Raw genomic sequence first — 21,061 nt, 5'->3', positions numbered from 1 at the left:
CTGAAGGCCGCAGGTTCAAATCCTGCCCCCGCAACCAGAATCTTCAAAGACACCCAAAACAAAGCTCCTCCGCCTAACCGTCGAGGAGCTTTTTGCGTTTCCCCTCCGGGGCACCTCGACCGCTTCAATATCACCAGGACGTGGGCCCTGCTCCAGTGAAGTCGCCAGCCTAGCGTCGTGCCGCCTGTCGGCAACACCGCCGAACGGCCGCTTGACGACCGCAGCCGAGCCTGCGATTCCCGCCGGAACGATGTTAGAATGCCGTTGCCGGCTCGATGGAGGCGCCGCGGCCGGGTTCGTGTGTTTCAGGCGAGCCCCCTGTCGCAGTTGGACAAGAATAGGGCATGTTTGCGACCATGTCTTGCGCGCCTCTAAGAATATATCGCAAAGGGTGGTAACAAAACCTGGTGCGGCTGCGTAGAGGATGATGTCGGGTGAAACATTCGGCGCGTGAACGGGAATGGTCCGGCTGGATGCGCCAAGCCATCGAAGGCGATGCGCGCGCCTATCACCACTTCCTTTCGGCTGTGACGCCTCATCTGCGCGCAATGGCACGCCGGCGCTGCGACCAATTCGGCGCGCCTGTCAGCGAGGCGGAGGATGTCGTGCAGGACGTACTGCTTGCCGTCCACTTGAAGCGTGGAACCTGGGATCCGCGGCGGCCGATCGGTCCGTGGCTGTCGACCATTGTGCGCAATAAGCTGGTGGACAGCATGCGGCGGCGCGGCCGGCATGTGAACGTGCCGATCGAGGATGTGATGGCGACACTGGGGGCCGAAGAGCAGGCGGACGGTTTCGACCGGCTCGATGTCGAACGTCTGCTTGAGCAACTGAAGGACCCGGGGCGTGACATCGTGCGCTCCATCTCGGTCCAGGGGGCGGGCGTTCGAGAGACCGCTGCCCGCCTGAAAATGAGCGAGGGAGCGGTTCGCGTGGCGCTTCACCGGGCGCTGAAGTCGCTGGCCGCCTACTATCGGAGAGATGAACGTGAAAACGCATAGGCTGATCGCGCTTCTGGCAGAGGACGCTCCGGTACGCATGCGGCACGGCCGCACGATGGCTGCGGCACTGTTCGTCGGTGCGGCGATCTCCATTGCCTACATGGTTCTGTTCGTCGGCATCCGGCCCGATATACTGGCTGTCGTCGACACGCCGCGCGTCTGCTTCAAAATCTGCCAGACGCTGATATTGGCTGTCGTCGCTGCCGCCCTCGTGTTTCCGATGGGCTGTCCGGGCGTTTCGTTGAAAACTCGTGCGCTGGCACTTGTCTTGCCGGTGGCGCTGCTGGCTGTCGGCGTCACGATGGAACTCGTCGTCGTGCCGGAACGGAATTGGATGACGAGCATGACAGGCAACTATGCCGTTTACTGCATCCTTTTCGTTCCTATTCTTTCGCTTGCGCCGCTTGCGTGCCTGCTTTTGGCATTGAAGGAGGCTGCACCCGATAAGCCGGGCCTCGCCGGCGCCGTCGCCGGCCTTGCGGCCGGCGCTATTGCCGCGTCGGTCTATGCCTGGCACTGCCCCGACGACAGTCCGCTTTTCCTGGCTGTGTGGTACTCGATTGCAATCATGGTCGTGATATTTGCCGGTTTCATCCTCGGTCGGCATGTGTTGCGATGGTAAGCCGCGAGGGGCTCCGACAGTGAAGAATCGACCGCTTGTTACGTGACGGATTCAATTCGCCTTGACGTCCCGGACGTTCGCATCACTCGCCTTCCGGCGCCTGCTGTTTGAGCTGGGTCGCTCGCACCGCGGTTGCGGCGGCGGCTCCGCCGCCTTTGTCCTCTCCCCCGACCTGAACCGTCGGCTGCGCGAACTCGATGCCGTTCGTCTTGAAGGCATCGCGGATCATCGCGTATGCCTTGCGACGAATGTAGGTCTGCTGACCGGGCACGGTTGTCATTGCGAAACTCAGGACGATGCCGTAGTCGCCGAACTCCTCGACACCCTTCATCTTCAGCGGTTCGATGAACAGCGGACCGACCTCGGGATCCGCTTGCAGTTCTGCACCGATCGCCTTGGTGATCTTGCGTGCCTTGGCGATGTCGGTGTTGTAGCCGACGGAAATCCGGAACTTGTCGATGACCCAGTCGCGGCTCATGTTCTCGACCGCCCCCAGCTCGCCGAACGGGATGGTGAACACCGGGCCGCGATGATGCCGCAGGCGGACCGACCGCAGGCTGAAGCCCTCGACCGTCCCCTTGTAGTTCTTTGCCTGGATGTACTCGCCAACCCTGAACGCGTCGTCCAGCATATAGAAGACGCCGCTGATGACGTCCTTGACCAGCGTCTGCGAGCCGAAGCCGATGGCGACACCGAAGATACCGGCGCCGGCGATCAGCGGTCCGATCTCGACGCCGAGTTCCGACAGCACGATCAGCCCGGCCATCACAGCCACCATCGCTGCGAGCCCGTTGCGGATGATCGGCAGCAATGTCCGAAGCCGGCTGCGGCGCGCCATGTCGGCCGGTGACAGTCCGCTCGTGTCCGCCGACGTCGCAAGCGTGCGATCAATGTGGGCCCGTGCAAGGTGCCATACCAGATCGGCAAGAAGGAGGACGATGACACTTTTCAGCAAGCCATAGAGGATCCTGGTCAGTGCCGGATTCTGATGCGCCAGCGAATTCGGGTTCACCTGCCAGATGAGGCCGATCCACGCCGCCGCGAGGGCGACGACAATGGCCCGGCTGCCCCGAACGAGCAGCACGCTCCGGCGACTGTTCGGCGGAGAGGGAATTGCTGCCTCCACGCTGCGCCCGACGCTTCGAAGTATTCCCGGCAAAATCAGTGCATAGATGCATATCCAGAACAGGCCGCGAAGATCGAGGCACCAGAGGACCCAGGCCGCGACAAGAAATGCGGTCAGTCCGAGTTTGGCAGTGCGCCCCTTTCGGGACGTTCGCCAGACCATTTCGATCGCCAGCAGGAGCAACACGACGGAGAAGCAATAGGCGATCGCGGTTGCAACGGCAGGGTCGAGTCCGACGGGTTCCGCCAGGCCGGCACAGGCGGCGGCGAAAACCGCGATCCCCAGGACGATTCGCACGCGCCGCAGCAAATCCTTGCGACCGAGACACGCGATATCCGCCAGCGCCGATGCGAAACGATAGACGACGAATGCGATCAGGTAGGTAAGAAGGACGATCCGGGCAAGCGGCGGCCACTCGACCGCAAAGAATATGACGGCCATGGCTGCTGCGAAAACGGCAAGGGGCAGGAGCTCGGAGAGGACGCGCGGCGGACTGCCGGGGACGGCCATGTTCGGCCGCAAACGCCGGAACAGCGTCTCGGCAACTGCCCCGACGACAACCAGGCCGGCGAAGATCAGCATGACAGGCGCATAGCCATGGGAGATCGCATCCTGCCTCACCCGCGTCGAGGCCGACGCGACCTCGGTCGGGATGCGAGGGACGGCCGAAACAATCGCGTTGATCCGCTTGCGCGTCGCCAGTTCCCAGGCGGGTAGACCGCTGGGCGCCGCCGGTTGCACCGCCGCCGCTGGCTTCTGGCTCTCCAGCCAGGTTCGGACCTCGGGATCCTGGAGAAGCCGGACAAGATCGTCGATTTTGCCCGGAACCGGCTGCGTCTGTGCGCCGGCGCTGGCGGCCGTCAACAATACGAAAAGGAGAGTGACCAGCCATTTCATCCGGTGGCTTCCTGGTTGGAAAACTGAAAGTTCATGCGTGGAAAAATCAGCAGGCGTGGCGCCCGCAGACCGATATCACCTCGCCTGTTCATCAAATTGATTTTTTTCACGCTCACCCTCCAGCTCAGCTGTAACCGAGATCACGAAACGGCGTTCAGTACGAGTACGCAACGGTAAATGCGAGTGTAAATGTCCTCGGAAGAATGTAAACGCCGCCGATCTCGCGCGTAAATGCGGGCGGGCGTTTACCGTTACGTACTTCCCGCCTTTTTCGATCGGAGTAGGTTCTTCCGGTGGGATCTTTGCAAGGCCGGATAGGCTGATGAACGGGAGACGTACGACAGAGAATTCGCCGGCCGGCGCTGCACAGCGGGGTCTTTGGAGGCTCATGCTGAAACTCCCTGCGCTACGCGGGAGCCTGCAGGTTCTCGCCCAAAAGTCGTCTTCCTTGGAAAGTTTGAGTGAGGCCTACGAGGATGCCTGCACCGCGCTCGACCGGTTCCGAAATCGTGTTGGTACGTCGCGCGACCCGTTGATCGAAGAGTACGAGGCCATCTGTCGCGAGATCGAGTCCGATGTCATCAAGCTCTGTCTTCACAATTCCTCATGAGTGTCGAAACACCGCGCGCCACGATTGAAATCTGGCGAGTCTCGGTTTTGTTAGAGTTTGTTGTTGCAACCTTTCGTAATGCAAGAGATAACGTCAGTTGTTCTACTCAAGCGTCAATCTTTGCATGCGAGAGGCAGCCATGAGTGTGGAAGAACAATACGATGCATCCGGCGCGGTCGCAATGTGCGAGGCCAAAGCCGAGCTCGAGCGGCTGCTGTCCGACAGCAGATTTCATGTTACCGATCGCGCCGTGAGCATACTTCGCTATCTCGCCGAGCACCTGTTCCAAGGGCAACGAGAAGGCGTAAAGGCATATGCCATCGCTGTGGATGTCCTAGGGCGGCCCACGAATTTCGATCCGGCGATCGATCCGATCGTTCGTATCGAAGTCAGTCGCCTGCGGTCCGCACTTAACCAGTACTACGAGGCATATGGCGCAGAGACCAGCGTCGAGCTGCAGCTCCCCAAGGGCAGATATCTGGCGGTTTTCCTGCCTTCGAGCGCTGCGCCGCGCGAGATCCTCGACGACGCCGGCGCAGGCACCGAAATACCACGGGCTTTGTCGCAGCCGGCGCATGGCGAAGAGCCTCAGGTTGCCACGCGTCAGGACGCCCGGCAGTTCAGAGGCTGGAAACTGCCGCTCGCTGTCGCGACCGCGGCTGTCGTCGCGGTTTCAGCCGGGTTGATTTTTTACGGGCTGCGGCCCTCATATACCGAAAAACCCACGGTATCGGTGAGGATGACGGCCGCCGAGGCCAGGTGGGCCGGGGACGCGAGCGTAACGCGGGACATGCTGCTGACCGCGCTGGCACAATTCCAGACTTTGCGGCTGGCCACCGCGACAACGACCGGGAGACGCCTCGCGGACAGCCTTCGGGAGCCCAAGGGCAGTGCCTACGAAATAGCGATGAAGTACTACGGCGACGGCGATGACCGCAGCGTCTGGTGGCAGATCGTCGATACCCGTTCGGGCGACTTGCTGAGCTCCGGCCTGGAACGCATCGATACGAAAGGAAAAGCCGAGGCGACGGTAAGGGACGAGCTTGTCACGACGCTTTCGCGGAGATTTGCCGCAGTCCGTGGCGCGATCAACAACATCGAGACTCACAACGGCGCTGCCAATTCGATCGGCAACGCCTGCGTCCTGAGAGCGGAATACGCCCTCGACGACGGCAGTCCTGACGCTGTCGCAGAATCCGGTGCATGCCTTGAAAAAACGCTCCTTGCCGAGCCGAACAATGCCGATGCAAGCGCAACCCTGGCGAGGGTGCTGATTGCCGGGCGGACAGGCGGGGACACTGAAACGATTGGCCGGTCCATCGGTCTTGCAAATCGAGCGGCATCGCTTGCGCCCCTGTCCGATCGCGCACAGATCGCCCTGATGCTGGCGCAATTCGACAGCGGAAGAACGGATGCTGCGATCAGCGCCGGCAACCGTGCGCTCGTGCTCAACCCGAACAATCCGGAGGTCAGCGCCAAGCTGGCCATGGTGCTGTTCAGCGCAGGTTATTGGGATGCCGCCGTTTCCCTGGCGCAGGATGCCGGCCGATCGGTGGACGCCGTCCCGCGCGATGCCGTTCTGGTGCTTGCCCTCGACGCATATCGCCGTGGCGATTGGGCCGAGGCGTCGCTCCTCGCCGAACAGGTGAACAGTAGCGACTTCGTGATCCGGGTGCTTCGTGCCGCCGCACTTGGCCAGCTCGGTTCCGATCAAGCGGCTGCGCGGCTGGACGAGGCCGGGCTTCTGGCCCCTGAATTCGAGAGGACGTTCCGCGAAGAAATGGAGCGGCGCCATTTCAAGCCGGCGTTGTCAGCCTCCCTCAATGAGGGTCTGGTAAAGGCGGGGCTCAAGAGCAGCGCGCTTGCAAGCGCCATGTAGAGGAGGCGCGCAGCCTCACCTATCTTGTGCCCGGTTTGGCGGCCTCGCGATCAGGGGCAGTACCATTGCCGCAAAACCTGCGGCACGTCCCAGCATTCGTGCGCCGATGAACGTTGCGGCCATCGCGCCTGCCAGCTTCGCCCACGGATAAGGCCCGAGTTGAGCGTGGGCACTGGCATCGGCCCACGCGACATTTGACCTGACGACTGTCGCCGCCTGATGCTGGATGATCGACAGCCGCGCGCGGAGATGATCGATCTCGTTACGCAGCCGCTCGACGTCGTCGCTGACATCCTGCAACGTTCGCCTGTCCCTCAGCTCATAGTCAGCCGGAGGGAGGAACTCGTCCTCGGCCGGGGCTTCGTCTTCCAGTTCAGCGATATGGGACCGGATTTCAGCTTGTGAGGTCAACCCTTGCGGCTTCTCGTCGCCCATTCCCTCGCCGAAGGGTTCCTCCACCCATTCCGGAAGGGGGTCTGTATCGGGCATTGTGCGCTTGGACATCGGGTACCTCCTCGGAGTCATGGCATGACACCCGAACGCGCGAAAAATCAGAAGGTTGCACGACGAAGGTCAGCGGCCGACCATCGTGGGCACCAGAGCGATCCGCATCTGCGGTTATTGCTCGAAGGGGTAGATCTTCTTCCAGTCGTCCTTCATGTCGACAACCAGCCAGTTTCGCTGCGCGGCTTCGTCGAGCGCCTTGTCGAGTTTGCCGAATGCGGATTTGCGATCGTAGGCGTATTCCCGCGTGGCATCGGTGTGGTGGACGATCATCGCGAACGACGGACCTTTGCCCGCTGTCACCCAGCGCAGCATCTCATAGTCGCCGTCGGAATTCCCCGCCACGAAGATCGGGCGCCGGCCGATGAACTTGTTGATGCCTGAAGGCTTGCCTGGGCCGTCGTCGATGAAGTCGATCTTCGGAAGGCGTCTCAGCACCGGCACGTCGTCGACGAGGTCGTATTGAGTGACGATTGTGCTCCCGATGACCTGTTCCGCCGGGATCCCGTATGCCTTCTCCGTCATCGGCCGCATGAACTCCACGCCGCCGCCTGAGACGATGTAGGTCCTGAAGCCGTTGGCGCGCAGATAGTCGAGCAGTTCCCGCATCGGCACGAAGGTCATCTCGTTGTAGGGCTTGCCGGTTTTGGGATGTCTCGCCGTCGCGAACCAGTCGGTGACGATCTTGGCGAATTCGTCGGTCGTCATGCCGGCGTGTGTGGCCATGCCGAGTTCGACGATGCCCTTTTCGCCGCTCTTGGCGACGCCCGCGAGATCGCCGGCCAGGATTGATTTGAACGGTTCCTTCGCTTTCCATTCGGGATGCTGCGGCGCAAGCACCTTGACGCGGTCGAGCATGAAGCCGAGTTGGAAGTAGAACGGCTGCTCGGACCAGAGGGTTCCGTCGTTATCGAAGACGGCAATCCGGTCGTCCGGCGCGACATATCGATCGGTTCCTTCCGTCGTGGTCGCTTTCACGAACGCCATGATCCGCGTTTTCGCCGCACCGTCGCTCCATGATGACAAGACCTCCTGGGCGAAAACGGAATTCGCCGCTGCGATCAGAAGCAGAAAAGCCAGAACGAGCGAGGCAAGTCGAGTATCGGAACGGTGTGCGTGCATTCGCATCGATTTCCCCGATTGGTGCGTCAGTTCAGCCCGCCGTTCGCTTCACGCAGCGAAAGCCGACATGGCTTGTCGATGTATCCTCGGGTTCGGCATGACGCGCGGCCGGGCGATAGCGCCGGCAATAGTTCGGCGCGCAGAGATGCGAGCCGCCCTTGAGAACGCGTCGCGGGATGCGGATCTCCGGTTGGCGGGGATCGTAGCTCGCATCGATGTCGCCCCCGCGCGGGTTGTGAGGAATGCAGCAGGATTTCGCGGCAGGCTCGGGATGGCGCATCGACCAGTAGTCGGAGGTCCACTCCCAGACGTTACCGATCATGTCGTAGGCGCCGTAGCCGTTCGCGGGAAACGAGCGCACGGCGGACGTTCGCTCCTTGCCCGCCGGCTTTGTCGAATGCGTCGGGAAGGTACCTTGCCAGGTATTCGCCATCGCGACCCCGCCCGGCATGAGCTCCCCGCCCCAGGCGTATTCCGTGTCGTCGAAGCCGCCTCGCGCGGCCAATTCCCACTCGGCTTCGGTAGGGAGATCGAGCCCGGCCCAATCGGCATAGGCCTTGGCGTCGCAATAGGCCACATGCACGACCGGATGATCGAGCTTGCCGCGGATGTCGCTCAAGCCTCCCAGCGGACGCCGCCAGTTTGCGCCGAATTTGAACGTCCACCATTGGGAAATATCCGGGCCGCTCACCTTCTTGGGCTGGGTGAAAACCAGCGATCCCGCCTTCAGCATCTCGGGTAGTGCCCCGGGATAGTCCTTCGCTTCAGGTGTCTTCTCGGCGAAGGTCACATAGTGTGTCGCCTTCACGAACTCCATGAACTTGCGATTGGTGACCGGCGTTTCATCGATCCAGAACCCCTCGACCTCGACCGGATGAGCCGGAGCCTCCTCCGGATAATGATCGTTCGATCCCATGCTGAAGGTGCGACCGGGAATCCACACCATGCCGTCGGGCGTTGTCGATGGTCCATGTTCGGTTTCGAAAGCCAAAGTCATCGCGACCTCCAAGGTTGGCAGCAAGTTTGACGATTCAATGCGTAAACAGGAAGTACGCAACGGTAAAACCACATCTGCGTTCAACGTAAACTGCGGCGTAAACGAGCGATATATGGCGCCGGCAAGATATATCGCCAGCGCCGGCTGATGCTTCTGGTTTACTGGGTCAGCGGCTGCGGTGTCAGATCGCCCTGCAGGGTGGTGTCGGCGCCAGCCGGCTTTTTCCGGTTGATCATCGGTTGCTCGAGGATCGTCGCTGGCGCTGCCACCGCCGTTGCGGCGACGGTGCCGATATTGGTGACCGTGCCGCCGACCACGGCCGTGATCCCCTGTCCGAGCGATACGTTGGAATCCGTCAGCGTCTGGCCGGTCATCAGCCTCTGTCCGATCAGTTGCACGATCTCGGGACTTTCGGCGAATTTGCCGTGGTTCAGGCTATCGTCACTTTTCACCTTCGTCAGGTCGATCGCGGTAATTCCTGCCTGCTCGAGACGGGAACGGTAGGGTTCGGCAGCCGGATTGATGGCACCGAGCCGCGACACCCGCCCGGTGATGAAACTGGAGGCGGCGAGCGCACGGTCGTCCTGGGATACGAAGATCGTGAATTTCGGCCGCGGAGTTCCCATTTCGGCGAATTGCTTGGCGAACACCTGGATGTCGATATCGGGCGAGGCAAGGATGACATTGTGGATTTTGGAATTCACGTGGCCGTCGCGAATGCCCATCTGCCGAAGCGATTCCATCGCCAGCCAGGTGCCCATGGAATGCGCAAGGATCGTAATGTCCTTGACCGACGGATCCTCGGCCAGCGTGCGCAGCGCCTGCTCCAGCGCCGTGCGGGAGTAGTTCGTGCTTTCCTTGTCGTACTCATAGGCAGTCAGCTGCGCGCGCGAGGGCCACGTAAAGAGGATCGGCGTCGCATGCATGTCGCTGTCGTGAACGATCTGGGCAAGCCGGAAGACGGAATCCTCGTACTTGTTGTTGAAGCCGTGGATAAAGACGAGGGCATGCCCGCCCTGGATATGTTGCCCGAACCAGGCGCGACCTTCCGGAACAGAGTTGATCTCCTTCACGCGCGTCACGGCAAAGTCCGTGGCCGGGTTGGGCGGAAGCCGTTGCGGCCATTGTACGGTGCCGGGTTCGCGTTTGGGCGGGATGGAGACCGCGATGGCGGTGAGATAGGGTTTGGGGCTGCGTTCACCGTTGAAGAGCGTTGCCGGATCGCCGGACGGCTGTCTGGTCGTTGCAACCAGCATATCGACCTCAGTCGTCACCCGTGTGTTCGCGTTCACTGCAATAGGCGTCATAACGCCGCTTGGGTGGCCACAACCCGACAGAATGAGCAGGGCTGCGAGAAGACTCTTCCTTAGCATAGGCACTCCGTCAAACCATTCGGGAGCACACTACAAATCCTCTTCATCCGGGGAAGTACTTTACAGTAAAACCCGTGAATTTTACGCAACGACATGCTGTTCCGTTGCCGCCAAAGCACGATTTACAGGACGAACCCGCCAAATGGCGTGTTCGTCCTGTAAAATGTCCGGCATCCGCTGCCCTGCGGCGCGAAGCCGACGCTATCGCTCGATATGATAGCAGGCAGCCTTCTGGTCGGGGCGCACCTGTTCGATAGGCGGCATCTCCGTGCGACAGATGTCCGTCGCCTTCCAGCAGCGCGGCGAGAAGACGCAGCCCTTTGGCGGGTTGAGCGGCGAGGGAGGGTCGCCCTGAAGGCGGATGCGCTGACGGTTGCGGGCGCGTTTCGGATCGGGGATCGGTGCCGCCGAAAACAGCGCCTGCGTATAGGGGTGCGCCGGATTGTCGAACACGGTGGCGCAGTCGCCGGCTTCGACGACCTTGCCGAGATAGAGCACCAGCACATCATCCGAGATCAGCCGCACGACGGATAGATCGTGGCTGATGAAGATCAGTGTCAGGCCGAACTCCTTCCGGAGCTTGCGCAGCAGCGTGATGACCTGGCCCTGGATCGACACGTCGAGAGCCGAAACCGGCTCGTCGCAGATGATCAGCTTCGGCCGTGTCACCACTGCGCGGGCGATGCCGATGCGCTGCGCCTGGCCGCCCGAGAATTCGTGCGGATAGCGGTTTATCATCTCCGGCACCAGGCCGACGGCCGTCATGATCTCGCGCACGCGCTCCGTGCGCTGAGCCCTGGTGAGCTTCGGCTCGAAGACGGTCAGCGGTTCGGCGATGATGTCGCCGACGGTCATGCGCGGGTTGAGGGAGGCGATCGGATCCTGGAAGATGATCTGCATGTCGCGGCGTGCGGCGCGCATGTCCTCGTCCGACAGGTCGAGCAGATTGCGGCCCTGCCAGAGGATCCGGCCTTTCTGCGATTTCAGGAGGCGCAGGATCGACCGCCCGAGCGTCGACTTGCCGCAGCCGGATTCGCCGACTATCCCGAGCGTGCGGCCCTCGCTGAGATCGAAGCTGACATTGTTGACTGCCGTGAGCACCAGCGGCGGCTTGAAGAAGCTTTTCGAGGGCAGCTCGAACTGGGTCGTCAGGTTCTCGACTCTCAGAAGTGAACGCTCAGCCATGGTTCAGGACCTCCTCAAGCCGCGGGAAGGGATGGAAGCACGCCGCCGAATGCCGTTCTGCCACCATGGCAAGCCTTGGCGACGCATCGATGCAGTCGTTTTGGACCATTGGACAGCGCGGCGAGAAGCTGCAGCCCTTCGGCAGGTGCTGCAGATTCGGCGGCCGGCCGGGAATGACGGCCAGCCGGTCGACATCCTGATCTGGCCGCGGGATGGAGGCATGCAGGGCTGCCGTGTAGGGGTGCGCCGGATTGTCGAACAGCTCATCCACAGGCGCCTCCTCGACGATCCGTCCCGCATACATGACCGCGACACGGTCGGCGAGCCCAGCCACGACGCCGAGATCGTGGGTAATCATCACAAGGGCGGTGTTCATCTCGGCCGTCAGGTCGTTGAAGAGATCGAGAATCTGCGCCTGGATCGTCACGTCGAGCGCCGTCGTCGGCTCGTCGGCGATCAGGAGCTTCGGCTTGGTGAGCAGTGCCATTGCGATCACGATGCGCTGGCGCATGCCGCCCGAAAGCTCGTGCGGGTAGAGATTGAAGCGCCGCGTGGGATCGGGAATACCGACGCGCTTCAGCATCTCGAGCGCCTCGGCGGAAGCCGCCCGCGCAGTAAAGCCGCGGTGCACCTCCAGCTGTTCCGTCAACTGGCGCGAGATCTTCAGCGACGGATTGAGCGCGGTCATCGGGTCCTGGAACACCATTGCCATGTCCTTGCCGCGCACGTGGTCGAGTTCGCGTGACTTCAGGGCGAGCACGTCCCGGCCCTCCAGCAGTGCCTGGCCGCTGGTCTGGCCGTTCTTGGCCAGAAGACCCATGATGCCAAGGAAGGTCTGGCTCTTGCCCGAGCCGGATTCCCCGACGATCGCAATCCTCTCGCCACGCCTGACCGAGAGATTCATGTTGGAGACTGCCTTGACCTCGCCGTCCGGTGTCCGGAAGGTGATCGAATAGTCCCGGAGTTCGAGAAGGGTGTCGTTCTTTGTTTCGGGGTGCATCTCAGCGATCCTTCGGGTCGAATGCATCGCGCAGGCCGTCGCCGATGAACAGCAGGCTCATCAGCAGGGCAACGAGGAAACAGGCGGGAAAGATCAACAGCCAGGGCATGCTTTCCATTGCATCGGTGCCTTCGGCGATCAGCGTGCCGAGCGAAGTCAGCGGTTCCTGGACGCCGAATCCGAGGTAGGAGAGAAAGCTCTCGGTTGCGATGATCTCGGGGACGGTCAGCGCTGCAAAGATCACAACCGGGCCGATAAGGTTCGGGATGATGTGCTTGAGGATGATCTTGAACGGCCTCTGACCGGACGCGCGAGCCGCTTCGATGAATTCCCTCTGCTTGATCGACAGCGTCTGTCCACGCACGATTCGCGCCATTGTCAGCCACTCCAGTGCGCCGATCGCTGCAAACAGCAGATAGACGTTGCGGCCGAAGACCACCATCAGGAGAATGACGAAGAGGATGTAGGGGAGCGCGTACATGATGTCGACGAAGCGCATCATGATGGCGTCGAGCCTGCCGCCGATATAGCCGGAGATCGCCCCGTAGAGCACGCCGATGACGACGGAGACGAGTGTCGCCGTCGCGGCGACTGCCAGTGACACCCTGGTCCCGTAGAGAACGCGGGCAAGCAGGTCGCGGCCGTTCGGATCGGTCCCGAAATAGTGGCCGCTCGCGAAATCCGGCGCCATCCGGAAGGCCTCCCAATCCGGCTCCTCGTAGTCGAATGGGATCAGATAGGGGCCGATGAAGGCGACAAGGATGAGAAGCGCCAGCACCACGATGGCAACAACCGCTGCCTTGTTGCGCGAGAGACGGCGCAGCGCGTCGCCGGTCAGCGAACGGCTCTTTTGGGAGAGGCCCTCGGCCTCGAGAAGCTCGGCCGCGAGCAGTTCGCGCTTTGCAGGATTGAGGATCATCGGCTTCTCACTTTCGGGTCGAGCCACGCATAGGCGATGTCGACAATGAGGTTCAGAACGACGATCAGCACCATGTAGAAGATGACCGTCCCCAGAACCATGCCGTAGTCGCGGTTGAGCGCCGCGTTGATGAAATAGCGACCGATGCCGGGCAGTCCGAAGATGCTTTCAACAACCAGAGAGCCGGTGAGCAGGTAGCTTGCCGCCGGCCCGAGATATGAGACGACGGGCATGATGGCGGGCTTCAGGGCGTGACGCATCACGGTGAGCCGCGGACCGATGCCCTTGGCTTTCGCGGTTCGGATATAGTTCTGGTTCATCACCTCGATCATCGATCCGCGGGTCATGCGCGAGATCCGGCCGGCATGCGGCAAGGCGAGCACCAGCACCGGCAGGATCAGGTATCGGATCGAGCCGTTACCCCAGCCGCCTACGGGAAGCCAGCCGAGACGGATACCGAAGACCAGCTGCAGGATAGGCGCAATCAGGAAGTTCGGAAGAACCAGCCCGATGAGGATAAGCAGGCCAAGCAGGTAATCGGGCGCCTTGTTTTGATAAAGCGCCCCAAGACAGCCGACCGTCACGCCGATGACGATAGCCAGTACGAACGCCGCCCCGCCGATCGTGAATGTATAGGGCAGGCCGAGCATGAGCTGCTGGGTAACGCTGAAATCCTGGTTCGCGAAAGAAGGACCGAGATCTCCCTTCAGCACATCGAACATATAGATCAGGTATTGCTCGATCAGCGGCTTGTCGAGGTTGTAGTGGGCCGCGAGGTTCTTGAGGATCACCGGCGGCAATGGCCGTTCGCCATCGAATGGGCCGCCGGGTGCAAGGCGCAAGACAAAAAAGCTGAGCGTCACGGCGATCCACAGGACGGGAATCGTCGAGAGCAGACGACGGAGTGCGTATTTGATCATGATCGTGGACCGGCCCTTCCCCGGGTGAGGAAGGGCCGATATCCCTATTCTTTGACAGACAGCCAGCGCGTGCGATGGATGTCCTGAATATTGTCTTCGAAGCCCTGGACCTTCGGCGATACCACGTTCTTGGAGACGTAGTAGTAGAGCGGGATGGCCGCGCTGTCGTCGAGCGCCAGCTGTTCGGCCTGCTTGAAGATCTCGGCACGCTTCTTCAGGTCCGTCTGGGCGTTCGCTTCCTTGACGAGCTTGTCATAGTCCGCGTTGCTCCAGCGGCCGTAGTTCATCGACACATCGGAGACCAGGAGGCCCAGGAAGTTGTCCGGGTCGTTGTAGTCGGCGATCCAGCCGGCACGGCCGATTTCGACCTGGCCGCGCTGCATCTCGTCGTAGTGCACCTTGGTTTCGGTGTTGTAGAGCTCGACCTGGACACCGAGCGGCTTCCACATCGATGCGATCGCGACGGCAACTCGCTTGTGGTTGTCGTTGGTGTTGTAGCGAAGCTGTGCCTTCAGCGGGTGATCTGGACCGAAGCCGGCCTCCGCCAGCAGCTTTTTCGCCTCGGCGAGCCTCTCCTTGTACGGCATATCCTTCCAGCTGACATAGGCGGGCTCGCCGTAGTTGGCGGTGCCCGGCGGAACCCAGGAATAGGCCGGCAGTTCACCGGTACCGAGAATCTTCGGGCCGATCACTTCGCGGTTCACGGCCATGGAAAGCGCCTGGCGCACGCGCTTGTCGCTGAACGGCGGCTTCTGGGCGTTCAACACGTAGTAATAGCTGGCAAGGAACGGCGCGACATGCGCCTGCCCCGGCAGGTTCGTCTTCATCCATTCGTACTGGTCGGTCGGGAAGTCCGTCATGATGTCGAACTCGCCGGCTCGGTAGCGCTTCAGCGCCGCTTCCTGGTCTTCCAGCGTGAAGAACTTGACGCCGTCGATCTTCAGGTCCTTGACGCCGTAGTAGGTGTCGTTCTTGACGGTGGTCACGGATGCGCCCGGGATCCATTCGGTCGGCTTGTAGGGGCCATTGGTGACGATGTTGCCGATCTTGACCCAGTCTTCGCCCTTGGCCTCGACCACATGCTTCGGTAGCGGATAGGCGGTGTAATGCATCAGTGAATTGATGAAATAGGGGGTCGGGTTTTCAAGCGTGATCTCGAGCGTCTTGTCGTCGATCGCCTTGACGCCGAGCTGGCTGAAATCGGTAATCTCGCCCTTGTTGATCTTTTCCGCGTTCTTGATGGTGAACTGCAGGTAGGCGTATTCGGCGGCGTTCTTCGGGTCGAGGAGGCGCTGGAAGGAGAAGACGAAGTCTTCTGCCGTAACAGGCTGGCCGTCAGACCACTTGATGCCGTCGCGAAGCTTGAAGGTGTAGACCTTGCCGTCGGGAGAAACCGTCCAGCTTTCGGCTTGCGCGGGGATGGGATCGTCCTTCGGATCTTCCGTTACGAGGCCTTCGAATATGTCGCCCGCGATCCGGTTCTCATAGTCGCTGGAGAGCTTCTGGGGATCGAGGGACTGGGGGTCGCCGCCATTGTGGATATTCAGCGTGGCCGCATGGGCCGACACCGCCAGCAGTGAGCCAAACACTGCGGAGGCTAGAAATTTTTTCGTAAGGAAGTTCATGATGGGGGCCACCTTTCTAGGCTTTTCGCCTTTTTTAGTCGTTTTGTTCCCGTGTTTGACCTGTTACGTCCAGGTCAAAGCGCAAGTTAACGCAAAGAAAAGCCGTTGCAAGCCCCTTCCATGTCGCGATTTGACACTGGCCTGTCGGCCGCTAGATATTGGCGCTGAACGAGGGAAAGCGACATGAGCAAGCAAGACCTGCCTTGGGAAGGTGGATGCCGGTGCGGTCAGGTGCGGCTGAAGATCACCGCCAAACCGTTGCTGACGATGGCGTGCCACTGCACCGGCTGCCAGAAAATGTCGTCCAGCGCCTATTCGCTGAGCGCCGCCATTCCCGCAGAAGGCTTCGAGGTGACGCACGGCGAGCCTGTCGTCGGCGGCCTGCACGGCGGCGCGCGCCACTATTTCTGCCCCTACTGCATGACCTGGATGTTCACCCGCCCGGAAGGCATGGACTGGTTCGTCAACCTGCGGCCGACGATGCTGGACGACCCGCGCTGGTTCACGCCCTTCATCGAGACCTGGACGAATGAAAAGCTGCCCTTCGCGCAAACCGGTGCCGTCTACAGCTACGAGGCGCTGCCGGAGATGGACGCCTACGAGGGCCTGGTGAAAGAATACATGGCGCGGGCTTCGGCTTAAAAACCCCGAAACAGGAAATCCAGGGCGGCGGTGATCTCGTCGCTGCGCGGGGAAAGGTCGGCAACCGCATCGCCGATTTCTCGGGTCTGGACGGCTGCCATGCGCTGGGTTGCCAGCGCATAGAGCCTCCCGTTGATCAGGAAGCGCGGATTGAGTTGCAGGATCGACCACGACATATCTTCTGCGGCATAGAGCGGCGCCATCATGCGCGACGGCAGATCACGAAGCAGATCCGCCTGGACGTCTAACGCCAGAGTGTCTCCGGACTTCAATCGGTAGACCTGGAATCGGCCCATCAAAATTGCCGATATTTGGCAAACGGCAGGCCGTTCTTCTCGACATACTCGTTTTCCTGCCGGATCGCTTCGACGTTTTCCAGACGCCACAAGCGTTCGCGCTCGCTCCTGATGGCGCGTTCGATGCCATCTTCGGCGGCCCGCGAGATGTTGATGTTCAGTTCGCGCGCCTGTGCCATGAGTCCGCTGTCGAGCGACAGGTTGGCGGCCTTGCGGGGGGCATGCGACATGGTCGATCTCCTGATATGCGCAAATCATATGCGCATATCAGGAGAAAGAAAACGGCTACTCGTCGCTCATCTTCAATGCTGCGATAAAGGCTTCCTGCGGTATCTCCACCTTGCCGAACTGGCGCATGCGCTTCTTGCCGGCCTTCTGCTTGTCGAGCAGCTTGCGTTTGCGGCTGGCGTCGCCGCCGTAGCACTTTGCGGTCACGTCCTTGCGCATCGCAGAGATCGTTTCGCGGGCAATCACGTTGCCGCCGATCGCCGCCTGGATCGGGATCTTGAACATATGCCGCGGGATCAGGTCCTTCAGCTTCTCGCACATGTCGCGGCCGCGCTTTTCGGCAGCCGTGCGGTGCACCAGCATCGACAGCGCATCGACCGGCTCGCCGTTGACCATGATCGACATCTTGACGAGGTTGCCCTCGCGATAGGTGTCGAGATGATAGTCGAACGAGGCATAGCCCTTCGAGATCGACTTCAGGCGGTCGTAGAAGTCGAACACCACTTCGTTGAGCGGCAATTCGTAGGTCAGCATCGCACGCTTGCCGACATAGGTGAGTTCCGTCTGGATGCCGCGGCGGTCCTGGCAGAGCTTGAGGATGCCGCCGAGATAATCGTCCGGCGTCAGGATCGTCGCCTTGATCCACGGTTCATGAATTTCCGAGATCCTCACCACGTCAGGCATGTCGGCCGGATTGTGCAGCTCGCGCTCGCTGCCGTCGGTCATGTGCAGCTTGTAGACGACCGAAGGGGCGGTCGCGATCAGGTCGAGGTCGAATTCGCGCTCCAGGCGTTCCTGGATGATTTCAAGATGCAGCAGGCCGAGGAAGCCGCAGCGGAAGCCGAAGCCCAGAGCGGCGGACGATTCCATTTCGAAGGAGAACGACGCGTCGTTGAGGCGCAGCTTGCCCATTGCGGCGCGCAGGTCCTCGAAATCGGCAGCATCGACGGGGAAGAGGCCGCAGAACACCACCGGCTGGGCCGGCTTGAAGCCCGGCAGCGCCTGCGCCGTCGGCTTCTTGTCATCGGTGATCGTGTCGCCGACGCGGGTGTCGGCCACTTCCTTGATCGAGCCGGTGAAAAAGCCGATCTCGCCCGGGCCGAGGCTGTCCACGGCCAGCATCTTCGGCGTCAGCACGCCGACGCGCTCAACCTGATACTTCGCGTCCGTGCCCATCATGCGGATGGTCTGGCCCTTGCTCAGCACGCCATCGATGACGCGCACGAGAACCATGACACCGAGATAGGTGTCGTACCAGCTGTCGACCAGCAGCGCCTTCAGGGGCGCGGTTTCGCCGCCGGGGCTTTTCGGCGCCGGCAACTGATGGACGATCGCTTCGAGGACATCGGGAATGCCGAGGCCGGTCTTTGCCGAGATCAGCACCGCCTGCGAAGCGTCGATGCCGATGACTTCCTCGATCTGTTCGCGGATGCGGTCTGGCTCCGCCGCCGGCAGGTCGATCTTGTTGAGAACGGTGACGATCTCGTGGTTGTTGTCGATCGCCTGATAGACGTTGGCAAGCGTCTGCGCTTCCACGCCCTGTGAAGCGTCGACGACCAGAAGAGAGCCCTCGCAGGCCGACAGGGAACGCGAGACTTCATAGGCGAAGTCGACGTGGCCGGGCGTGTCGATCAGGTTGAGGATGTAGGTCTCGCCGTTGTTGGCCTTGTAGTGCAGGCGAACGGTCTGCGCCTTGATGGTGATGCCGCGCTCGCGCTCGATATCCATCGAATCCAGCACCTGCTCCGACATGTCGCGCTCGGCAAGGCCGCCGGTCGATTGAATCAGACGGTCGGCCAGCGTCGACTTGCCGTGGTCGATATGGGCCACGATCGAGAAGTTGCGGATATGGTCAAGGGCGGTGCGGTTCGGATTGGTGCTCATGCGCGCCATATAGCAGCGCATCCCCCTGCCGCAAAGCGGAAAAGCAGGGTTTTGTTTACGATAGGTCGCAGGTCGGGCCCCGCAGGAATTGTACTTGATTCCATCATCGGACTATGTATTTCTATTATAGTGGAATAATGGAACGAATGATGGAACAGGAACTCGAAAAGGCGATCGGCACCCGCATTCGCAAACTCCGGATCGAAAAGAGCCTGACGCTGGACGACCTCGCCGGCGCCTCGGGTGTTAGCCGGGCAATGATCTCGCGGATCGAGCGCGGCGAGGCGAGCCCGACCGCCTCTCTGCTGGCGAGGGTCTGTGCGGCCCTGGGCCTGTCCCTCTCGGCTTTCTTTGCCGAAGAGGGCGCAGCCTCGCCGCTCTCCCGACGCCAGGAGCAGCAGGTGTGGCGCGACCCCGAAACCGGCTACCTCAGGCGCTCCGTCTCTCCCCCCGGCACCGCCTCGGATGTCGATATCGTCGATGTCGAATTTCCGGCAGGCGCCCGCGTCAGCTTTCCGCCGCACGCCGCAAGCAGCGGCATGAACCAGCATATCTGGCTCTTCGACGGCGAACTGGAGATGACCACGGGCAAGACCGTCCACCGCCTGCTTCCCGGAGATTGCCTTTTCATGCCGGTGGCAGAGGGCCACGTCTTCCACAATCCCGGCAACAAACCGGCCCGCTATTGCGTCGTCCTCGACCGTCGCGGGCGCTAATTTCGCTTCAGGAGAACCCCATGACCACAATCCGCCTTCTCGGCCCGGCAGAAGCCAGCGCGGCCGTTCCCGATCTGTGCGACGTGCTTGCCGACTGCGTCGACGGCGGCGCGTCCGTCGGCTTCATGCAACCCTATGGCCCGGAGGATGCCCGGACCTACTGGCAGGGTGTCGTCGATGCCGTCGATGCCGGCGCGACGCTGCTTCTCGTTGCCGAGGTGGGAGGAAAGATCGTCGGCACCGTGCAGATCGGTGCCGCGCAGATGCCGAACCAGCCGCATCGCGCCGACCTGAAGAAGCTGCTGGTCCATCGTTCCGCCCGCGGCCGGGGCCTGGCGCGTCTGTTGATGGATGCAGCCGAACGCGAGGCCGCCAGCCGTGGCAAGAGCATCCTCGTGCTCGACACCGCGACCGGCAGCGATGCCGAAGCGATCTATCCGCGTCTGGGTTGGGAACGCGTCGGCGTCATTCCGGACTATGCGCTCTGGCCGGAAGGCGGCTTCTGCGCCTCCACCTTCTTCTACAAACGTATTGCCTGAGCGGCATCAGGCCGGTTTGCGTTGCGGGTCGTCCAGCGCCGGATTGTAGAAGAGCGACAGCGTCAGGCTCTTGGCGATCCGCTCGGCGGTTGCCACGAACCAGGCCTTCGCCTCGGCATTCGGCGCGATATCGTCGAGCGTTTCAGAAAATAGCGCCAGCCATTGCGGGAAGAGCGACGGCGTCAGGTCGGCGACGCCGGTATGCGCCTGCACCGGCTTGCCGCCATAGGCGCCGCTGCGAAAGGCGACGGCCGACCAGAAGCTCTTCATCTTCGCCATGTGCTCCGGCCAGCGTCCCGACAGCCTGGCGTCGAACACCGGGCCGAGGGCAGGGTGCTTCAGCACCCGGCCGTAAAAGGTCTCGACCAGCCTGTCGATGAACGCGTCATCGACACCCATCGCCTTCATCTCCGCTTCGGCGCGTTCGCGAATGGCAGCCACATGCGCCGCCCGGCCCTGTATTTCGGTGTTCATCGTCCACTCCGGCATGCCGCGTGTCGCGGCCGCCTCTCATATAGGCAGCCGATGCCGCCGGGTGAAGACCAAAGCGTCGCCGCAGGCAACCACGGAATGCGTCATCGCGTCGCCCTCTGGGCGCCAGGGAAATGAGATGGGGATGTGCGCGCAACAGCGTCCTTGACTTAGGCATGGCCATTGCCGGGATTCCCCATGCGCCCGGCCGCGACCCCTCCCTCACTCCTGTGCTTGTCACCCAGCCACGGCGCGTCGGCGCCATGAATGACTCGTCCTTTTGTCGTCGGAGGAAGAGTTTTCCGCGCGCCCAAGGACTTGGGCGCACTGGATTCCTGTGACGAGCACAGGAATGAGGTTGGCATGGGCGAAGGAACGACGTGGAAAGCACAGAAACAAGGAGGACGATTCTGCACTATCGGCTGAGCATAATCAATCGCTTAGCCGAAATATCGCGCCAGATCATCCCCGCTCCCCGAACCCGTTCCACAATCTCCGCGTCCCG

21 protein-coding genes are annotated in these 21,061 nt (G+C 61.7%); 7 read left to right on the top strand and 14 right to left on the bottom strand.

The features are described 5' to 3' along the window. Positions 1-434: 434 nt before the first annotated feature. Together ASC97_RS25935 and ASC97_RS25930 are read left to right on the top strand one after the other, a co-directional pair. Positions 435-1,001: a sigma-70 family RNA polymerase sigma factor gene (locus ASC97_RS25935; RefSeq protein ID WP_057471220.1), complete on the top strand. Its 567-nt coding sequence runs from the start codon at positions 435-437 to the stop codon at positions 999-1,001. Beyond that, a complete protein-coding gene (locus ASC97_RS25930; RefSeq protein ID WP_057471223.1) occupies positions 988-1,623 on the top strand; it encodes an NrsF family protein in 636 nt (211 codons plus the stop codon). The genes ASC97_RS25935 and ASC97_RS25930 overlap by 14 nt, the downstream gene beginning before the upstream one ends. 82 nt (positions 1,624-1,705) lie before the next feature. Here ASC97_RS25930 and ASC97_RS25925 read toward each other — a convergent pair whose 3' ends face one another. Beyond that, a complete protein-coding gene (locus ASC97_RS25925; protein WP_057471219.1) occupies positions 1,706-3,646 on the bottom strand; it encodes a mechanosensitive ion channel family protein in 1,941 nt (646 codons plus the stop codon). Between the two features lie 388 nt (positions 3,647-4,034). Between ASC97_RS25925 and ASC97_RS25920 the strand changes: the two genes are divergently transcribed. Together ASC97_RS25920 and ASC97_RS25915 are read left to right on the top strand one after the other, a co-directional pair. After that, positions 4,035-4,256 carry a hypothetical protein gene (locus ASC97_RS25920; RefSeq protein ID WP_338012544.1) on the top strand — a complete coding sequence of 74 codons (222 nt, stop codon included), beginning with the start codon at positions 4,035-4,037 and terminating at the stop codon, positions 4,254-4,256. Positions 4,257-4,395: 139 nt separating this feature from the next. Next, on the top strand, positions 4,396-6,135 hold the full coding sequence (locus tag ASC97_RS25915; RefSeq protein ID WP_057471217.1) for a hypothetical protein: 1,740 nt from the start codon (positions 4,396-4,398) through the stop codon (positions 6,133-6,135). A gap of 15 nt (positions 6,136-6,150) precedes the next feature. On the opposite strand, the gene ASC97_RS25910 is transcribed toward ASC97_RS25915, so the two are convergent. The 9 genes from ASC97_RS25910 to ASC97_RS25870 all read right to left on the bottom strand — a co-directional run bounded on the left by ASC97_RS25910 (position 6,151) and on the right by ASC97_RS25870 (position 15,780). Then, complete coding sequence (locus tag ASC97_RS25910; RefSeq protein WP_057471216.1) at positions 6,151-6,639, bottom strand: hypothetical protein; 489 nt, start codon at positions 6,637-6,639, stop codon at positions 6,151-6,153. A gap of 114 nt (positions 6,640-6,753) precedes the next feature. Then, entirely contained in the window at positions 6,754-7,761 is a 1,008-nt protein-coding gene (locus ASC97_RS25905) for an HAD family hydrolase (RefSeq protein ID WP_113001356.1), read from the bottom strand. 31 nt (positions 7,762-7,792) lie between these two features. After that, positions 7,793-8,758 (bottom strand): formylglycine-generating enzyme family protein, encoded by a 966-nt coding sequence (locus tag ASC97_RS25900; RefSeq protein ID WP_057471214.1) that lies wholly within the window; start codon positions 8,756-8,758, stop codon positions 7,793-7,795. 158 nt (positions 8,759-8,916) lie between these two features. Further along, complete coding sequence (locus ASC97_RS25895) at positions 8,917-10,131, bottom strand: alpha/beta hydrolase (protein ID WP_057471213.1); 1,215 nt, start codon at positions 10,129-10,131, stop codon at positions 8,917-8,919. A 201-nt stretch (positions 10,132-10,332) separates the two neighbouring features. Then, positions 10,333-11,316 (bottom strand): ABC transporter ATP-binding protein, encoded by a 984-nt coding sequence (locus tag ASC97_RS25890; protein ID WP_057471212.1) that lies wholly within the window; start codon positions 11,314-11,316, stop codon positions 10,333-10,335. Next, complete coding sequence (locus tag ASC97_RS25885; protein WP_057471211.1) at positions 11,309-12,316, bottom strand: ABC transporter ATP-binding protein; 1,008 nt, start codon at positions 12,314-12,316, stop codon at positions 11,309-11,311. The genes ASC97_RS25890 and ASC97_RS25885 overlap by 8 nt, the downstream gene beginning before the upstream one ends. Before the next feature lies 1 nt (position 12,317). Then, positions 12,318-13,235: an ABC transporter permease gene (locus tag ASC97_RS25880; protein ID WP_057471210.1), complete on the bottom strand. Its 918-nt coding sequence runs from the start codon at positions 13,233-13,235 to the stop codon at positions 12,318-12,320. Further along, complete coding sequence (locus tag ASC97_RS25875) at positions 13,232-14,155, bottom strand: ABC transporter permease subunit (RefSeq protein WP_057471209.1); 924 nt, start codon at positions 14,153-14,155, stop codon at positions 13,232-13,234. Before ASC97_RS25875 ends, ASC97_RS25880 begins: the two co-directional genes overlap by 4 nt. 44 nt (positions 14,156-14,199) lie before the next feature. Further along, complete coding sequence (locus ASC97_RS25870; protein WP_057471208.1) at positions 14,200-15,780, bottom strand: peptide ABC transporter substrate-binding protein; 1,581 nt, start codon at positions 15,778-15,780, stop codon at positions 14,200-14,202. Between the two features lie 183 nt (positions 15,781-15,963). Between ASC97_RS25870 and ASC97_RS25865 the strand changes: the two genes are divergently transcribed. Then, positions 15,964-16,422, top strand: a complete 459-nt coding sequence (locus ASC97_RS25865) for a GFA family protein (RefSeq protein ID WP_057471207.1) — start codon at positions 15,964-15,966, stop codon at positions 16,420-16,422. Here the strand turns inward: ASC97_RS25865 and ASC97_RS25860 are convergent. Genes ASC97_RS25860 through lepA form a run of 3 tightly spaced genes read right to left on the bottom strand, consistent with a single transcriptional unit; the run spans position 16,419 to position 18,839 of the window. Then, on the bottom strand, positions 16,419-16,718 hold the full coding sequence (locus ASC97_RS25860) for a CcdB family protein (protein WP_057471206.1): 300 nt from the start codon (positions 16,716-16,718) through the stop codon (positions 16,419-16,421). The genes ASC97_RS25865 and ASC97_RS25860 overlap by 4 nt on opposite strands. After that, positions 16,718-16,948 carry a type II toxin-antitoxin system CcdA family antitoxin gene (locus ASC97_RS25855; protein ID WP_057471205.1) on the bottom strand — a complete coding sequence of 77 codons (231 nt, stop codon included), beginning with the start codon at positions 16,946-16,948 and terminating at the stop codon, positions 16,718-16,720. The genes ASC97_RS25860 and ASC97_RS25855 overlap by 1 nt, the downstream gene beginning before the upstream one ends. A 55-nt stretch (positions 16,949-17,003) precedes the next feature. After that, positions 17,004-18,839: a translation elongation factor 4 gene (lepA, locus tag ASC97_RS25850; protein WP_057471222.1), complete on the bottom strand. Its 1,836-nt coding sequence runs from the start codon at positions 18,837-18,839 to the stop codon at positions 17,004-17,006. A gap of 140 nt (positions 18,840-18,979) precedes the next feature. Here lepA and ASC97_RS25845 point away from each other — a divergent pair, with 140 nt between their 5' ends. Both ASC97_RS25845 and ASC97_RS25840 read left to right on the top strand, forming a co-directional pair. Then, positions 18,980-19,546, top strand: a complete 567-nt coding sequence (locus tag ASC97_RS25845) for a helix-turn-helix domain-containing protein (protein WP_057471221.1) — start codon at positions 18,980-18,982, stop codon at positions 19,544-19,546. 20 nt (positions 19,547-19,566) lie between these two features. After that, the gene (locus ASC97_RS25840; RefSeq protein ID WP_057471204.1) at positions 19,567-20,085 is read left to right on the top strand and encodes a GNAT family N-acetyltransferase; all 519 of its coding nucleotides are present in this window, start codon (positions 19,567-19,569) and stop codon (positions 20,083-20,085) included. Positions 20,086-20,091: 6 nt separating this feature from the next. Here ASC97_RS25840 and ASC97_RS25835 read toward each other — a convergent pair whose 3' ends face one another. Further along, entirely contained in the window at positions 20,092-20,559 is a 468-nt protein-coding gene (locus tag ASC97_RS25835) for a group III truncated hemoglobin (RefSeq protein WP_057471203.1), read from the bottom strand. Positions 20,560-21,061 lie beyond the last annotated feature (502 nt).

Source organism: Rhizobium sp. Root1203, from assembly GCF_001424945.1.
Lineage (GTDB): Bacteria > Pseudomonadota > Alphaproteobacteria > Rhizobiales > Rhizobiaceae > Rhizobium.
Note: the sequence above shows the minus strand (reverse complement) of the source record. Positions and strands in the feature narration are given on the sequence as shown.

Coding starts and splice junctions, on each gene's coding strand:
- ASC97_RS25925 (WP_057471219.1), bottom strand. CDS start 3,646: ATGAAATGGCTGGTCACTCTCCTTTTCGTATTGTTGACGGCCGCCAGC.
- ASC97_RS25920 (WP_338012544.1), top strand. CDS start 4,035: ATGCTGAAACTCCCTGCGCTACGCGGGAGCCTGCAGGTTCTCGCCCAA.
- ASC97_RS25915 (WP_057471217.1), top strand. CDS start 4,396: ATGAGTGTGGAAGAACAATACGATGCATCCGGCGCGGTCGCAATGTGC.
- ASC97_RS25910 (WP_057471216.1), bottom strand. CDS start 6,639: ATGTCCAAGCGCACAATGCCCGATACAGACCCCCTTCCGGAATGGGTG.
- ASC97_RS25905 (WP_113001356.1), bottom strand. CDS start 7,761: ATGCACGCACACCGTTCCGATACTCGACTTGCCTCGCTCGTTCTGGCT.
- ASC97_RS25900 (WP_057471214.1), bottom strand. CDS start 8,758: ATGACTTTGGCTTTCGAAACCGAACATGGACCATCGACAACGCCCGAC.
- ASC97_RS25895 (WP_057471213.1), bottom strand. CDS start 10,131: ATGCTAAGGAAGAGTCTTCTCGCAGCCCTGCTCATTCTGTCGGGTTGT.
- ASC97_RS25890 (WP_057471212.1), bottom strand. CDS start 11,316: ATGGCTGAGCGTTCACTTCTGAGAGTCGAGAACCTGACGACCCAGTTC.
- ASC97_RS25885 (WP_057471211.1), bottom strand. CDS start 12,316: ATGCACCCCGAAACAAAGAACGACACCCTTCTCGAACTCCGGGACTAT.
- ASC97_RS25880 (WP_057471210.1), bottom strand. CDS start 13,235: ATGATCCTCAATCCTGCAAAGCGCGAACTGCTCGCGGCCGAGCTTCTC.
- ASC97_RS25875 (WP_057471209.1), bottom strand. CDS start 14,155: ATGATCAAATACGCACTCCGTCGTCTGCTCTCGACGATTCCCGTCCTG.
- ASC97_RS25870 (WP_057471208.1), bottom strand. CDS start 15,780: ATGAACTTCCTTACGAAAAAATTTCTAGCCTCCGCAGTGTTTGGCTCA.
- ASC97_RS25865 (WP_057471207.1), top strand. CDS start 15,964: ATGAGCAAGCAAGACCTGCCTTGGGAAGGTGGATGCCGGTGCGGTCAG.
- ASC97_RS25860 (WP_057471206.1), bottom strand. CDS start 16,718: ATGGGCCGATTCCAGGTCTACCGATTGAAGTCCGGAGACACTCTGGCG.
- ASC97_RS25855 (WP_057471205.1), bottom strand. CDS start 16,948: ATGTCGCATGCCCCCCGCAAGGCCGCCAACCTGTCGCTCGACAGCGGA.
- lepA (WP_057471222.1), bottom strand. CDS start 18,839: ATGGCGCGCATGAGCACCAATCCGAACCGCACCGCCCTTGACCATATC.
- ASC97_RS25845 (WP_057471221.1), top strand. CDS start 18,980: ATGGAACAGGAACTCGAAAAGGCGATCGGCACCCGCATTCGCAAACTC.
- ASC97_RS25840 (WP_057471204.1), top strand. CDS start 19,567: ATGACCACAATCCGCCTTCTCGGCCCGGCAGAAGCCAGCGCGGCCGTT.
- ASC97_RS25835 (WP_057471203.1), bottom strand. CDS start 20,559: ATGAACACCGAAATACAGGGCCGGGCGGCGCATGTGGCTGCCATTCGC.